The organism is Sphingobacterium arenae (assembly GCF_014692505.1).
Lineage (GTDB): Bacteria > Bacteroidota > Bacteroidia > Sphingobacteriales > Sphingobacteriaceae > Sphingobacterium > Sphingobacterium arenae.
Window position 1 is genome coordinate 252,817 of sequence record NZ_JACNYK010000006.1, and the last position, 15,988, is coordinate 268,804.

Annotated in this window: 10 protein-coding genes; 5 read left to right on the forward strand and 5 right to left on the reverse strand. The window is 43.3% G+C overall.

What is annotated here, in order from left to right:
* Positions 1-110: 110 nt before the first annotated feature.
* From H8B17_RS17960 to H8B17_RS17980, 5 genes are read left to right on the forward strand one after another with little or no spacing between them, the layout of a single operon-like run.
* Positions 111-3,236 (forward strand): SusC/RagA family TonB-linked outer membrane protein, encoded by a 3,126-nt coding sequence (locus H8B17_RS17960; RefSeq protein ID WP_223816656.1) that lies wholly within the window; start codon positions 111-113, stop codon positions 3,234-3,236.
* 11 nt (positions 3,237-3,247) lie between these two features.
* Complete coding sequence (locus H8B17_RS17965; RefSeq protein ID WP_190310615.1) at positions 3,248-4,906, forward strand: RagB/SusD family nutrient uptake outer membrane protein; 1,659 nt, start codon at positions 3,248-3,250, stop codon at positions 4,904-4,906.
* 1 nt (position 4,907) lies between these two features.
* Positions 4,908-5,450, forward strand: coding sequence for a hypothetical protein (locus H8B17_RS17970; RefSeq protein WP_223816657.1), 543 nt, complete (start codon positions 4,908-4,910; stop codon positions 5,448-5,450).
* A 1-nt stretch (position 5,451) separates the two neighbouring features.
* On the forward strand, positions 5,452-6,618 hold the full coding sequence (locus H8B17_RS17975) for a glycoside hydrolase family 88 protein (RefSeq protein ID WP_190310616.1): 1,167 nt from the start codon (positions 5,452-5,454) through the stop codon (positions 6,616-6,618).
* 40 nt (positions 6,619-6,658) lie between these two features.
* Positions 6,659-10,897 (forward strand): two-component regulator propeller domain-containing protein, encoded by a 4,239-nt coding sequence (locus H8B17_RS17980; RefSeq protein ID WP_190310617.1) that lies wholly within the window; start codon positions 6,659-6,661, stop codon positions 10,895-10,897.
* A 246-nt stretch (positions 10,898-11,143) separates the two neighbouring features.
* On the opposite strand, the gene H8B17_RS17985 is transcribed toward H8B17_RS17980, so the two are convergent.
* The 5 genes from H8B17_RS17985 to H8B17_RS18005 form a co-directional block, all read right to left on the reverse strand.
* The gene (locus H8B17_RS17985; protein ID WP_190310618.1) at positions 11,144-11,986 is read right to left on the reverse strand and encodes a DUF2911 domain-containing protein; all 843 of its coding nucleotides are present in this window, start codon (positions 11,984-11,986) and stop codon (positions 11,144-11,146) included.
* Between the two features lie 37 nt (positions 11,987-12,023).
* Entirely contained in the window at positions 12,024-13,307 is a 1,284-nt protein-coding gene (locus H8B17_RS17990; protein WP_190310619.1) for a sugar MFS transporter, read from the reverse strand.
* A gap of 297 nt (positions 13,308-13,604) precedes the next feature.
* Positions 13,605-14,042, reverse strand: a complete 438-nt coding sequence (locus H8B17_RS17995; RefSeq protein ID WP_190310620.1) for a hotdog fold thioesterase — start codon at positions 14,040-14,042, stop codon at positions 13,605-13,607.
* A 127-nt stretch (positions 14,043-14,169) separates the two neighbouring features.
* Positions 14,170-14,724 (reverse strand): DinB family protein, encoded by a 555-nt coding sequence (locus tag H8B17_RS18000; protein ID WP_190310621.1) that lies wholly within the window; start codon positions 14,722-14,724, stop codon positions 14,170-14,172.
* Complete coding sequence (locus H8B17_RS18005; protein ID WP_380933905.1) at positions 14,705-15,979, reverse strand: sensor histidine kinase; 1,275 nt, start codon at positions 15,977-15,979, stop codon at positions 14,705-14,707. Before H8B17_RS18005 ends, H8B17_RS18000 begins: the two co-directional genes overlap by 20 nt.
* Positions 15,980-15,988 lie beyond the last annotated feature (9 nt).

Here is a 15,988-nt window from a genome sequence, read left to right on the forward strand (position 1 = left end):
TTATCCTCTTAAATAAACAATTTCTCTCCCCCAAAACAAATAGAAAAGTGGAATTTTGGGTGAAGATGCCTCAAATTATGGGCTAGAAGTCCAAGTTAAACCAACATGTTATGATGAAAATTTTAAATCGAATGAGCAGACATTTGCTAATAATAGGCTATCTGCTTTTAACATTAAATCTTGTTTTCGCGCAATCTGCTCGAACCATACGGGGAGAAGTCCGTTTTGAGAATGGAACACCAGCCACCAACGTCACGGTTAAAGTCAAAGATGGTACGCAGACAGTAGTCACGGATGAGCGTGGTGTTTACGAAATTCAAGCGGGGGAATCAGCAATATTATTATTCAGTTTGGTAGGATTCCAAACACAGGAGGTGTCGGTGGGCGCACGAACCACGGTCAATGTGGCAATGCAGGATCAAGACGCTCTGCAAGAAGTTGTGGTCGTTGGATATGGTACCCAAAAGAAGGTAAACCTCAGTGGAGCCGTCTCACAAATTGGTGGTGATGAGCTTGTTGACAGGCCGGTGGCCAACTTGACAGGTGCCTTACAAGGCACATTGCCGGGGGTCGCCGTCACGCGTGGGAGTGGTAAACCGGGGAGCGAAGGTTATGGCATTCGTATTCGGGGGTTCAGTTCTGCGAATGCCATGTCGGCATTGGTACTTGTGGATGGTATACAAATGGATCTGAACCTGATTAATCCGGAAGATGTCGAATCTATATCTGTATTGAAAGATGCATCAGCATCGGCTATATATGGTGCGAGAGCAGCTGGGGGTGTTATTCTGGTGACGACAAAAAAAGGAAAACAAGGCAAGCCCGTTATCAATTACAATAACTATTATGGTGTAAACGTGGCCGCTCGCAGACCAGAACGTTTAAACTCTTGGGATGAACAGATTCTAATTAATGAGTCTCGGCTAAATGCGACTGGAAATCCGGAATTTACCGAAGAGCAAATAGAATGGTTGAAAAATCCAAATTTCTCCGTCCGTCCAAATCCAACGCAGGATAGGTGGGAATACTTCGGAAATAATAATTGGGTAACCGAAGGGATGAATAAATATAGTGGGATGCATAATCATAATGTATCTGTCAGCGGTGGAGGAGAAAAAACTGTTTATAATATCTCAACCGGTTATTATCATCGTGACGGCGTATTACGATACGGGCCGGATGATAATTCCCGTTATACACTACGTACCAACCTCAGCACCGAAGTTAACAAATACATCAACTTGGATATTTCCGCTAATTACGTAGGATCTGAGGTGAATGAAAATGCATACGGTACGGATCAGATTATCAATCGTTTGTATCGAAGCCGTACGCGCCAAAGTTTATATGTCCCGGAGGAAGATGTGACAGGGCAACCCTATAACGGAGATTTGCAGATAAATGCCGTGGATATTCAAAAAAACGGCGGCGAGTGGAGACGTTTATACGAGTCTTTTACGGGTCGGGCTAATTTGAAAATTAAGGACCTGTTGAAGGGTTTAACGGTAGATTTGAGTGGATCGCGTAATCAGGATTATTTTTCGTCTGTTCGTAACCGGCGTACCTTGATGTGGTACGGACGTTCTACAAATACCACACGCTTCTCTATCCATAATCCAAACAGTACGGAAAATACAAAAAATAGGGGCTATCTCAATAACCTCCAAGCGGTAGCTACCTATAATTTCGATGTGTTAGACGACCACCATTTTACGCTCTTGGGGGGAACTTCTTATGAGGAATACCGTAAGGACGAACTTACGGCCGGAGCGCAGTCTATGATCACCAACGACTTTTTTAGCTTGAACTACGGTGATCCGTTAACCAAGACCAATGGTGATTTGGTCGAGACATGGGCAATTGCGTCTTATTTCGGTCGTTTGAATTATAATTTTCAAGAGAAATACTTGTTTGAAGCTTCCGTCCGCTATGACGGTAGTTCGCGTCTGGCTCCCGAAAATAGATGGAAGTTATTTCCGTCTTTTTCAGCCGCATGGCGTTTGGATCAGGAAGATTTTTTGCGTGATAATGGTATTTTTGATCAGCTGAAATTGCGGGGTTCCTGGGGTCAATTGGGAAATGGTTCCTCTTTAGGGTTTTACGACTATATTCCGCTATTAACGAGTGGGTTGAATGTGCCGACAAGCGAAGAAGATCGATTGGTGTTTAACAACTTACGGACACAGTTTTTGTACCAAAGAGAGTTAGCTTCCGCACAGAAAACATGGGAAGTTGTCGAGCAAAGTAACGTTGGTTTGGACATGACATTCCTAGAGAACCGATTGTCATTTACTGGAGATTACTACGTCAAGCGTAATAAAAATATGCTAGCAACATTAAATTTACCTTCTATTATCGGGATTAATGTGCCCCGTTTTAATGTTGGGGAGCTGAAAAGTTGGGGCTGGGAGTTTGACCTGAAATGGCGTGATAAAGTAAACGACTTCAGCTATTCTATCGGACTCAACCTATCGGATAATCAAAATGAACTGGTGAAGTTTGATGGTCGAAATATCATCAACGAAGGACATGTGGAGCTACTGGAAGGGTATCCGATGAATACCGTGTGGGGGTATAGAACAGACGGTTACTTCCAGACCCAGGAGGAATACGATCAATATAAGCAAACAGTCTCCACACCGTTTTTTCCGAACAATGCGGGGGCAGGAGATGTCAAATACCTGGATTTAAATGGCGATGGGGTAATCACCGCTGGTGGAGGTACACCAGAGGAGCCTGGCGATTTAATAAACTACGGAACGACGAACGGGCGTTATTTTTATGGGCTCAATCTAGACTTTCAATGGAAAGGCTTCGACGCCAGTATCTTTTTTCAAGGGGTGGCCAAACGTGTATTTTTGATCAATGAAGGTACACTGTCACCTATGCTGGGTACGGCAGATTTACCGTGGACCATCCATATAGATCGCTGGACACCAGATAATCCAGACGCTTTTTTTCCGCGAATGTACCAGACGAGTGCGCATAATTATCGACCATCGGACAGGTATATTCAGAATGGAGCCTATGTCCGCCTTAAAAATCTGCAGCTGGGTTATACGGTTCCTCTTCGTACACCTGCGATCCAAAAGCTTCGGGTATTTTTCTCTGGACAAGATTTGTGGGAATACACGGATGTGTTGAATGTATTCGACCCTGAAGTTCCGAACAATGTGTCGGCGACGACCTATCCGTTCTTCCGCTCTATTTCTTTTGGTCTAAACGTAACCTTTTAAAAGACAAAACTATGAAAGTAATAAACAGCTTTATAAAAGCAGTGATGCTAGCTACGTTAATTACCTTTTCGGGTAGTTGTAGCTTAGATCGTTTCCCAGAAACGGAATTTTCCGATCAGGATTTTTGGAACACCGAGAACGATCTTAAATTTGCAGCCAACCGTTTGTATCAGCAGCTGGATGGGGTACAGTTGGATTCCCGCGCAGAAGACAATGTGAATCAAACGGTAAACCTGACGAGTAATGGCGCTTGGAATATTCCAAGTACGAGTGGTGATTGGTCCGGTCCGTACGATATGATTTTTACGGCAAACAATATACTGGAGAAAGGGGTGCGCGCGTCGGTTGCGGATGAAGTAAGAAACCGATATTTGGGTGAGGCACGTTTTTTCCGGGCTTATGCTTATCTCCAATTAGTACAACGATATGGTGATGTACCGCTTCTGACAACGACATTGGATATAGATTCGGAAGAGTTGGAGATGCCGCGTACATCCAAAGCCGAGGTGGCCGCACAAATTTATGAAGACCTGGATTTCGCAGCAGCTTGGCTGCCTGATTTTGGAGCGTTGCCAGCTACTGATTACGGTCGCGTCACGAAGAGTACGGCACAGGCACTGAAAGCAAGGGCGGGATTATTTCTCGGCACGTTTGGCAAATATCATGGCGAAAGCGGTTATGAAGAACACCTGCAGGAGGCGGTAGAAGCGGCTTTATTCGTGATGAATCAGGGTCATGTGCTGTTTGCAGATTATGGGAAGTTATTTGTAAATGAGGGAGATGGACCCGCAAACAAAGAGAATATTTTTGTTAAAATTTATGGCGAGAGCGTTTCAAATCTGATCCTTGGACATAATTACTCGCGCGATTTGGAAAACGGCCGTGTGGCCGTCACGCGCAACTTGATTCGTCAGTACTTGTATGAAGACGGACTTCCCGCGTATAATGAACGTAACGAGCTGAAAGCGAATAGGTCATCGTTCTATATTCAGGAAGGAGAGGAGGAAACTTATAATAGCATATTCGATCGCCGTGACCCGCGGTTAAGTTATACACTTTTTCGTGCGGGTGAACAGGCATACAAAGGGCCATGGATACCGACGACTACGTTAGGTTCTCGAACGGGATATGCCACCAAAAAAGGATTTAGTGCAGAAGATTGGCAAATCAATAATGCCGGAACGACGGATAAAATTCTGATTCGGTATGGGGAAGTTTTATTAATCTACGCGGAGGCAAAATATGAGTTGGACGGTGCGATATCCGATAGTGATCTTAACCGTACCATCAATGCATTGCGTCGTCGTGTGGGGATGGACGTAGTATTGACAAATGGGTTTGTGGCCACCCACCAGCTGGATATACTGGAGGAGATACGTCGCGAGCGCACCGTAGAACTTGCCTTAGAGGGTTTGCGGTATACGGATATTATACGGTGGAAGTTAGCCGAGATTCTTTTGACCCAAGATATACTAGGTGCCAAGTACAATGAAATAGATTGGGAAGGTGCGGACGTTTCCAATTTAAATTTGAATGCCGATGAGGTTGTTATAGTCGAAGCAGCTTCTACACGGCGATTTGATGCCGCAAAAGATTATCTTTATCCTGTACCGCTGAACGAAATTTCGCTGAGTGGCGGAAATGTGGTACAAAACCCTAATTGGAAATAATATGAAAACGATACTAAATAAGAAAAGAATTGGCCTTTTTGGTTTCATGGCATTGGTGTTGATGGTGCTTTTTGTTGGCTGCGAGAGTCGGGACTATCCCGCAGGCTTACCGGAATATGAACACCACTATTATATTGTTTACGTACCTAACAACAACAGTGCGGTGACGGTGAGTAGAACGCGTACCACGTTATTGGAGCTGCCGGTACAATTCTATTCCGAATTTGAGCGTAATTATAATGCGGTCGCGATGTATGAAGTCAGCACGGGAGATTTAGCAGAAACTACAGTTCCTGCAGTCCGAGGAGAAGACTTTGAAATCGTTGACGAAACCGGGCAAGTGCTTGAGCCTGTGGATGGCAAATATCAATTGATCTTTCCGAGCGCGAAGAAGGCACAAGCGACAATTTATATCAAGCTTTTAAACAATGCCGCCGCTACCGGAAGGCGCTTGATTAATATTAATTTGGTGGATAATATCCAGGAGCAGTTCCGTGTCGATATATTCTCTACTGCATTTAGACGTACTATTCAAATCGATTAATATGAACAGGTATCTATGGTGTCTTGCATTTGTCTGCCATGCTGCAACGGGATGGGGGCAATCGCTGCCGGATGAGAAGATCGTAGCAGACGCGGCGGAACAGCTCCGCTATTTGGTAAAATATACGGAACAATCGGTACAAGATTCTACCCGGGTCTCACCACGCACGTTGGAAAGCGGTGAACTGGTATTGGTGCGCAGGAGCGACTGGACAAGTGGTTTCTACCCCGGCATCTTATGGGAGATGTTTGAGCTAACGAAGGATGAACAGTGGAAAGACTGGGCACAGGTAGCTACGGCGAGAATCGCTGGAGAAAAGAGCAACGGACGAACACATGATATGGGCTTTAAGGTGTACAATAGCTTTGGTAAAGGGTATCAGTTGACAAATGATGCTCATTATCGAGATGTCATTGTGCATGCGGCGAAAACACTCTCTTCGCGATTCAATCCCGCTGTAGGCTGTCTCCGTTCATGGGATCACAATACGGATAAATGGCAATTTCCGGTGATCATTGATAACATGTTGAACTTAGAACTGTTGTTTGCAGCGACGAAGCTAACAGGGGATTCGACCTATTATCGGATGGCTGTATCACATGCCGACAAAACCCTTGAAAATCATTTTCGAGAGGATGGCGGCAGTTATCATGTTATTAATTACGATCCTCAAACGGGTGAGGTAAAGCACCGACATACCCATCAGGGCCATGCACATGAGTCGACCTGGGCTCGTGGGCAAGCTTGGGCAATATATGGGTTTACTATGTGTTATCGTGAAACTGGAGAAGAACGCTTTTTGAAGAAAGCGTTGGCTCTTTTTTCTTGGCTGTCAGAAAGACTACCCGAAGATGGTGTCGCCTATTGGGATTTTGATGCGCCTACTATTCCTAATGAGCCGCGGGATGCGTCTGCAGCCGCTGTTATGACATCCGCATTATACGAACTGGACGATCTGGTTCCCCATAAACCTGCATTGCGGGAATTAGCTGATCGTATCATGACTTCTTTAACGGAGGACTACCGAAACAAAAAGGGAACCAATCGCGGGTTTCTTCTAGCGCATAGCACAGGATCCAAGCCCCATGATTCCGAGGTGGATGTACCATTGATCTATGCAGACTATTATTATTTAGAAGCCCTGTTGCGTAAAAATGGAAAACTTTGAGTAATTTAACACCTTGGCGTTATCCCGCCATTTGCTAACGATGAAGATAAGCCTGAAAATACCGTTGTTATGCCTCTGTCTGATCAGTAAGTTTTTGCATGCGCAACCTTTTGCTGATCAGGTAAAGTTTGTGCATATATCCACCAAAGATGGTTTGTCGCAAAGTAGCATCTTTGCAATAGCACAGGATCATCTAGATCTCATGTGGGTCGGAACGCGGGACGGGTTGAATAAATACGATGCGCATCGATTTGTCACCTATAGAAATGTGCTTTCTGATAGCACATCGCTGTCCGATAATTATGTAACAGCTGTTTATGAGGACAGTGATAACAGGCTTTGGATAGGTACAGGACAAGGTATTAATTTATATGATCGGAAATCTGATCGATTTGTGCGCGTGCCGCTGGTCGGGGGAGGGGCGCACCAACCCTTTGTCTACGCTATCGACCAGGATCGTAACGGTAATATCTGGTTTTGTTCCAGTGCAGGATTATTTCTGCTAAAATCCAATCCGGAAAATCAACTACAATGTTTCTTGATCTTTAATGGTAGAAACATTGCTGGGCACACTTTCCCTCCGGGATCGGGCAATGTCCAACAGATTTATCAGGATAGTCGAGGTAGACACTGGCTCAGTACGACAAATGGCGTATATGTATTCGAAGGACTTTCTAGACAGTCAAATCCCAAGCTTGTGTACGATATCCAGCAGCGGAGAGGAGCACTGAACAGTGCTGATGTTCGTTTTGTCTACGAAATGAAACCGGGCGTATTTTGGATGGGCACAAAAGAAGGAGGAATTAATGTGTATGCGGAAGACAAGGGTACGTTTCGTTATATCATACATGAAGGGTCTCAAGAAAACAAGCAATCGACATTGAGTAGCAACGACGTGCGGAGCTTAGTTCGCGATCGGCAAGGTGGGTACTGGATCGGCACGATCAATGGCTTAAACTATTATGATGAAGAGCTCGGTTTTATTTCCTTCCTTAAAGATCAGTATGATACCTATTCATTAGCCGATAATTCCATCCGTCCTATCTTTCAGGATCGACGAGGGTCGATCTGGGTGGGAACATATTACGGCGGAATTAGCATTTTCGATCGGGATTTGGCAAAATTCCGACATTATGGGAAAAACGGACAAGATGACCACTTGTCTTACAGTGTGGTGAGTGGTATTGTACAGGATCGTCAAGGTGGATTTTGGATTGGCTACGAGGGCGGGGGATTGGATTACATGACGACTGACAGGCGGGTGAAACGACATTATAAACATAAACGGGAAGACCCGCGTTCCTTGACGAACAACCATGTTAAACATATTTATCTGGATAGCGATGACAATCTATGGGTGGGAACGTACACTGGTGGTTTGAATTTGCTTAAGAAAGGGACGCAGGGCTTTGTGCATTATAAACATGATCCAGACGATATATCCTCCTTATCTAATAATAACGTTTATTCCATGACGGAGGATAAAGCAGGGAACCTCTGGATAGGAACTTATGGTGGCGGACTGAACGTAAAGAAAGCGGGAACGGAAGGATATTTCGAAACTTACCGATCGACTAATAAAGAGCAATATCGCTTAAGTTCGGACCTAATTCGAATCGTTTATCTAGACAGTCGCGAAAACTTATGGGTAGGAACGGAAGATGGACTGCATGTCAAATGGGCAGGAACAGATCGTTTTGACGTTTTTCACCCCCAAGTGGATAATCCCTATAGCATCAGCGGAAATGTTATATTGAGTGTCTATGAGGATGAAAAAGGGAGGTTGTGGATAGGGACATCTATGAACGGTTTAAATGAATTTCGATATGCCACGAAAGATTTCAGAAGAATAGGGACCTCGAAAGGGCTTCCGGGTAATAATGTCGTCGGAATAGCGGAAGAAGAGGGTATATTATGGTTGAGCACGAACAACGGTATTTGTGCTTTCGATCCGTCGACAGACGAGATTGTATCGTATAATTTAAAGGATGGACTGCACGGAAATGAATTCTCCGTTGGAGCAGTATGCCACAGCCGGGAAGGCGAGCTTTTGTTGGGCGGGACACATGGGATTACGGCTTTTTACCCCGGTAAAATCTCCCGTAGTCGTTTTCGTCCCAAAATGATTTTTTCTGAAGTTCGGGTACACAATAAAGTACTGCTCCCAGAAAGTAGTCAGTTAGCGAATCAGCATGTTTCGATGGCAAAAGAAGTTCTATTATCACATCGGGATAATAATGTGAGTATAGACTTTGCCACACTCAATTATATTACACCAGAGAAGAACAAATATGCCTATCGGTTGGAAGGGCTGGAAGAGGAGTGGAATTATGTGCATGTGCCAACAGCTACGTATACAAACTTACATCCGGGAACATACGTTTTAGAGGTGAAGGGAACGACAAATGACGGTGTATGGTCCGAAGAGGTCGGAAAACTCCGGCTCGTTGTGTTGCCGCCTTGGTGGGCTACGTGGTGGGCATATACAATCTATATTGGAACCTTTTTAGTACTGCTGCTTATTGTTTGGCGGTTTTTCCATGCCCGGAGAGAACTGAAGTATCAGTTACGTTTAAAACAACTAGAGGCGGCCAACGAGAAAAAGATGGCGGATATAAAAGCAAATTTTTATACCCATATATCCCACGAATTGCGGACGCCCTTAACATTGATTCTAGGACCGGTGCATCAAATGCTTTCAGAAACGGCGGAAAATGATCCCCGTCGATCGACGCTACAAGTGGTACGGCAAAATACACAGCGGCTCTTGCGTTTGGTTAACGAGCTGTTAGACAGCCGTAAAAATGAATTGAATCTGGTACGACTAAATGTTAGTGAATATCCGTTACTTGATCTTGTTCAAGAGGTGTTAGCTTCTTTTCAAGAGGAAATTCGAACAAAGAGTGTCACTATTGAGTTGAAGTATAAAGAGCCCGTTCCAGTTGTTTGGTTGGACTATAGGCAAATGGAAAAAGTCTTCTTTAATCTTTTGGGTAATGCATTGCGCTACGTGCCGCAAGGAGGCCGGATTTGGATCCATCTGTCGGCGGCAGCCGAAATAGCAGGAAAAGGAATTGTACGCGTGGAGATTGGCGATAATGGTCCAGGCATTATGGAAGAAGACTTGCCTTTTATTTTTGAGCTCTTTTACCAAAGTAAAAGCCCAATGGCTGCTAAGAATAGGTATGGTAGCGGCTTGGGCTTGGCACTCACACGAGATATCATCCACCTACACGGTGGAAAAATTAACGCGAGCAGTCAGCAGAAGGCATCATCAACGGAATCATTTACGGCATTTACAGTAGAGATACCCGTTGGAAAGATACATTTCGATAGCGATAAAGTTGATTTTATCGATACGGTAAAGAAGGAAGCCAATACGGTGCTACCGGAGAAAGCTCCTATGGATTTCCTGAGCAATGGAATAGTAACTGACGAGCCGAGTGTTGAAAAAGAAACAGCCCCCGCATTGGTACTTGTGGCAGACGATAACGAAGATATTCTGCAATTCTTGCAACAGGAGCTGGCCAAGGAATACAAGGTCGTTACCGCGCGCGACGGTGAAGAGGCGTGGGATATTGTACGTGATAGACTACCTGATGTGGTGATCTCCGACGTCATGATGCCTAATATGGATGGCGCTTGTCTGACGAATTTGATAAAGAGCAACGAAATGACCGCTCACATTCCAGTCATACTACTCACGGCATTGAGCTCGGAGGAGGATATGCTCGTAGGACTGGGCGCTGGATCGGATGATTACCTAACCAAACCGGTTCACATGGGCTTGCTGATGATCAAAATCCAGAATATTCTCTACACCAAGAAGAGTGCTAGGCGTTGGTTTATCCGCAAATACATGCTCGTTAAGGAGGACAAGGAGGCACCTGATGAAGATCAGTTGTTCTTAAATCGTATTGTCAACGTTATTGAAAGTCGGCTGTGCAGTGAAGAGCTCAATGTAATGCAGTTGTCGTCAGAGTTGGGTATGAGTAGACCCGTACTGTATAAAAAGATTAAACAACTTACAGGGATGAGTATCATAGAGCTGATCAATATGCTACGTTTGAGACGGGCGACGGAGCTTTTCGATTGCGAATCGTTAGGAATAAGTGACATTGCCTACCAAGTAGGCTATTCGGATCCGAAATGGTTTAGTAAAACCTTTAAATCATATTATGGTATTACGCCGAAGAGATTTGCGGAGATGGCGCCGGCGGAAAAAGCGCGGATTATCGACGAGCACAACCTATTTCATATTTTTCAGAAACTTAACTAGAGGCGATTATCTAAACATAGTCTACAAAAATTATAAAAAAATTGGGGAACAGTATAGCAGTAATACCACTTAAACAGCTAGCGTTGACCACCTGACCGTCGACGAAGGTCTCGTAAACGACCATATCAATACTATTATAAAAGAAGACGTTGGTTTTCTATGGTTGGGAACAGGGGGACGATGGACTTACAAAAAATGAGAAAGAAAAGCACCAAAAATGTTCTGGCGCTTAAACCTTCCTATTTCCTATTTTGCTTCCTCGAGCACTTGCGTATTCAATTTTATGTATTCATCGTTATTAGCTGCCTTCGCTATGGCAATACCTTCAGTAGCAGCTTTTGCGGCACCTGCCTTATCACCCGCTTTCAATAACATTCTCGCTTTCCAGTATTTGATGTAAGGCGCTTTTGTATTGTCTTTATCCGCTTCGTTAACCCATTCAACCGCCTTGTTAATGTCTAAATTGTTGTGGAAGTAATATTGAGCGGCTGCAAAATAGGGTTTCTTTTCTCCTTTCATCGCCTCCTCTATACCTGCTAGGATTTCTTGGGATTGGTCTACTGCAATAGGAAACGAAACTTTCGTGTTTTCCCACGACAGCGTTAACTCTGCTCCGTCTGGTTTCACATTTTCAAAAGCAATAGTGAAGGTTTCTACTTTATCCGAAATTTGTTGCGATTTGGCTTGAAAGCGTAAAAAATCTTCGCTTTGGTTATATTGGTAAGCGCCCCATTGCTCTACATTCTTGCTCAAAATAATGGTCCAATCACCTTTTGTCGGTATCGTAAAGAGACCGTAAGTACCAGCGGGAACTTTATTGCCCGCTATCGTGACTTCCTCTTCAAATGTAAGGGAAGGTATGCCATTAGCTCCTGTCCGCCAAACTTGGTCATAAGGTACCAACCCTCCGAAGATTTTACGGCTGTTTACGTTTGGACGTTGGTATACAAGTGTGGCCTTTTTGATGCCAATGCCTTGTTCGATTTTTGTCGTGCTGCTCGCAGGTGGAAACTTCGCCTGCGCTTGTGTCTCTTGTGTTGAAAACAAGATCACTCCGGCAAATACTAACGAAAAGAATGTCTTTTTCATATAATGTTGTTTGTTTTATATGCTAAAATATAGTTTTTTATGAACTTTTACCCACTTTATGTCCGGCAATACCGTAATAAAGAATAAATAAATAACAGGGAAGGGCTATCCAATACGCAGCATGAGAACCTACCATGTGGGCTATTTGACCGTAAATTAAGGGGATAACCGCTCCCCCCGCGATTCCCATAACCAATAGACCGGAAGCCGCATTGGTAAACTTGCCTACTCCTTTTAATGCCAAGGGCCAAATCGCTGGCCATACTAATGAATTGGCTAAACCTAGTAAGGCAACAAAAGTAAGAGAAAGCATCCCGTCAGTGGAAACAATGCCTAACGTAAAGAGTATACCGAGGATAGCACATGCTTTCATGGCCGTTTCTTGTGAGAAATATTTTGGAATGGCAATGATTCCAATAATGTAGCCGAATACCATGGCACCCATGGTATATCCGGTAAAAACGGTCGCCTTGTCTAAGCTGACTCCTTGTGATACACCGTAGGCAATAATCGTGTCACCCGCAAGAACTTCTACACCCACATACATGAACAACGCAATGAATCCCAGTATAACATGCGGAAAATCCCAGATACTTTTCTTATCTTCCGATACCATGTGGTGATCGGCAGTCTCTTCTTCATCGCCCTTTACTTCCGGAAGATTCGCACGGGAAATCCAAATGGCTAAAAGTACCAAGACAACAACAATACCAATATAAGGGTTGACAACCTGTAGTGCAACTTGATCTAAAGCCGCGGCGTATTGATCCGCCGGCATTGATTCCACTTGTTTAGCAATCTTATCGGCTTCGCCGAGATTTAGGAATAAACCTAATAAAACGGGAGCGATAGCACCTGCTACCTTGTTACAGATACCCATGATACTGATCCGTCTTGCTGCCGTCTCAACCGGACCAATAATGGTAATATACGGATTAGAAGCTGTTTGTAAAATAGCTAAACCTCCGCCCATTGTAAATAAGCCTATTAAAAAAATGAGATATGTTCTGGTATAAGCCGCGGGGATAAACAGTAAAGCACCGACAGCCATGACTCCTAAAGAAATAGCCATTCCTCTCTTAAATCCGTATTTATTTAAAACCCAGGTAGATACCGGTGCCATGACTAAATACGCGATATAAAAAGCAAACGTTACAAAATAAGATTGTACTTCGGAGAGTTCACAGGCGATTCTTAGATAAGGTATCAATAAGGAATTTAGCCAGGTAGCAAAGCCGAAAATAAAGAATAGTGAGGCAATAATAATCATTGGCCCCAGGGAAGATTGGCCGGCTTGTTGTGTTGAGGTTTTCGAATTCATTCGTGGAATATTAGATTTAATATGTGATCATCAAAATCGAATTACAAGACTAATAAAATATATTGATATTAGGAAACAGAAAAATATACACAAACGATTGCATACTGTAAAAACTTTTACATCACCCTAGTACAAAAAAATAGAGAGATTTCATTTGGGGGTGAAATCTCTCTAAAACCTAAACCGTATCATAAAACCATATTGAATGGTATTTATATATAGTACAATTAAGGGGATGATTAAGTTTTAAAAATTTTATTTTTTATAAAAAAAGTTGGAGTTGCTACAGATTTTGTTTCAGGAGGGCTTTTCGATAATCGCCACGGTCAACCTTGAAACACAAATCAGGAGGTCTTTTTCATTTTTTATTTTAATATCCCAGACATGACTTTTTTTTCCAATATGAAGCGGAGTGCAGTAAGCGAATAGCGTACCCTCCGCAATAGATTTCAAATGATTTGCGTTTACTTCCATGCCGACACCTACGAGATGTTGGGGATCGATAAGGAGATTGGAAGCCACACTCCCTACAGATTCTGCCAGAACCACAGAGGCTCCCCCATGCAAGATACCGAATGGTTGTTTGACTTTATCAGATACGGGCATTGATGCGATGAGCATATCATCTCGTACTTCAGTGGCCTGAATGTTGAGATAGCCTGTCATAAACTTATGGAAGATACGGTTAATCTCCTCCAAGGTATAATCTTTAAACCAAATTTTCGACGTTTTCATCTGTTTATTGTTTTCATCTATTTATTTTTCTTTCTTCGGGCTGAAGAGAGCACGAGTAAATAACCGAGCTTGCGAGCTCATCGCAGATAATCATCGCGTGAGGCGCAAGATCATTTACATTTTGATTTCAATGGGTGATGAGAACTCCGCCAACGGCGTCGGGGTTGGTCTCATTGTTGAGGTAACGCTCCTGTAAAATAATGCGATGATGGGTGACGTGGCCTGCAATTACATAAAGGAATGCTTTAACGGTGATGAGCCTCCCTGAAGCCATGCCTTTGCGCTCTAATTCTGTTTCGCTAAACGTATTGAATAAAGCGAGGTTCGCTTTCCGGAGGTATGTAAATTCTTCTTCGATGCTCTCCAAAGAACGTTCGTTGTGACGTCCATTTTGCACAAATTCATCTTGTTCAAAAGGGGCTAGTTCCGTCATGTCATTTCGTGCGAACCGTAAAGCACGATAAGCCATAACCCGTTCCGTGTCTAAGATGTGACATAATACTTCTTTCACTGTCCATTTTCCTTCAGCGTAGGTGTAATCGCCTAAATCTTCTGGAATCCGTTGAATAAATTCGGGAAACGTTTCTACCTGTTCGTGGAGTTCTTCCATAACAGGACCAACTACATTTTCTATGTAGTCGCTGTATATTGCAGGATATTCATCAGACTTGAGTGGGTTCATAGCGCAAATTGCTTTTAAGTATAATCCTAAATGTTGTTCCTTTTCCTAGCTCAGATTCCTTAACAAATATTTGGCCTTGATGATAGTCCACCATGCGTTTTGTCAAGCTGAGTCCTAATCCCCAACCACGTTTACGTGTCGTAAAGCCAGGTTGGAAAATCGTATCGAAGTTCGATTTCGGAATGCCTTTTCCTGTATCGCTAATGTCTATAAAAATTTCCTCTTTTGCAATGTTATCGGTAATGTTAACCGTTATTTTTCCTTCTGATTCAATTGCATTCACGGCATTTTTTAGTAAATTTTCGATAATCCAATCGAATAAGGGGATGTTCAATTTTGCTTCAACAGTTTTATCTCCCGTAATTTCGAAAGTGATTTTTTCACTTGTTCGTACTTTAAAATATTCGACGAAATCGTGGATAACTTTGTGAACAACATGACTCGTTAAAGAAGGTATAGAGCCTATCTTTGAAAAGCGGTCGGCAACGACTTCGAGACGTTTTACATCTCTTTCCATTTCATTTAATGCACTGTCGTCTTCCGCGTTGAATTTAATACGCACAAGCTCTAGCCACCCCATCAATGACGAGATAGGCGTGCCGAGCTGATGTGCAGCTTCTTTCGCCATCCCTACCCAAACTAAGTTTTGTTCTGATTTTTTTATGGAATTAAAAACAGTATAAGCAATGATCAGAAAAATAGCAATTAGAGAAAGTTGGAGGTAAGGAAAAACACGTAATTGACGTAACGCAAGGGAATCTAAGTAGTAAACAGACCATGTTTCGCCCGTGTCGAGAGGGAGCGCGATGGGTGCGCGATTACGTTTCATGTTAGCTAACTGTTTTTCGAAATAGACAGGGTCGTACTCTAAATTGTTACCAGTTGAATCGATTTGTTCTTGGATATTAGTCTTGTTAGGGTCCAGATCTCTCCAGAATATGATGTTGCCCTTGCTATCGGTGATAATAGCAGGGATAGATAAACTATCCCTTACGGCATATACATAACTAATGAACTGATCATCCACATCGGGCATCGTCATAATACTACGGGTGCTCATCGCCCAAACTTCAGCTTTGGTGCGTTCAGAGCGAGAAAGGCTTTTTACCAAATAGTTTGTGTAAAACAACGAGGCTGCGGCAATAAGAGCTGCAAACAGGAAAAGAAAGAATTTCCAGCGTTGTTTATGATTATATTGATATAGCTTATTCTGATTCATATCTAAATAGTGTGCAAAATAGGGATTTTTTGCCATTCCTAAAAT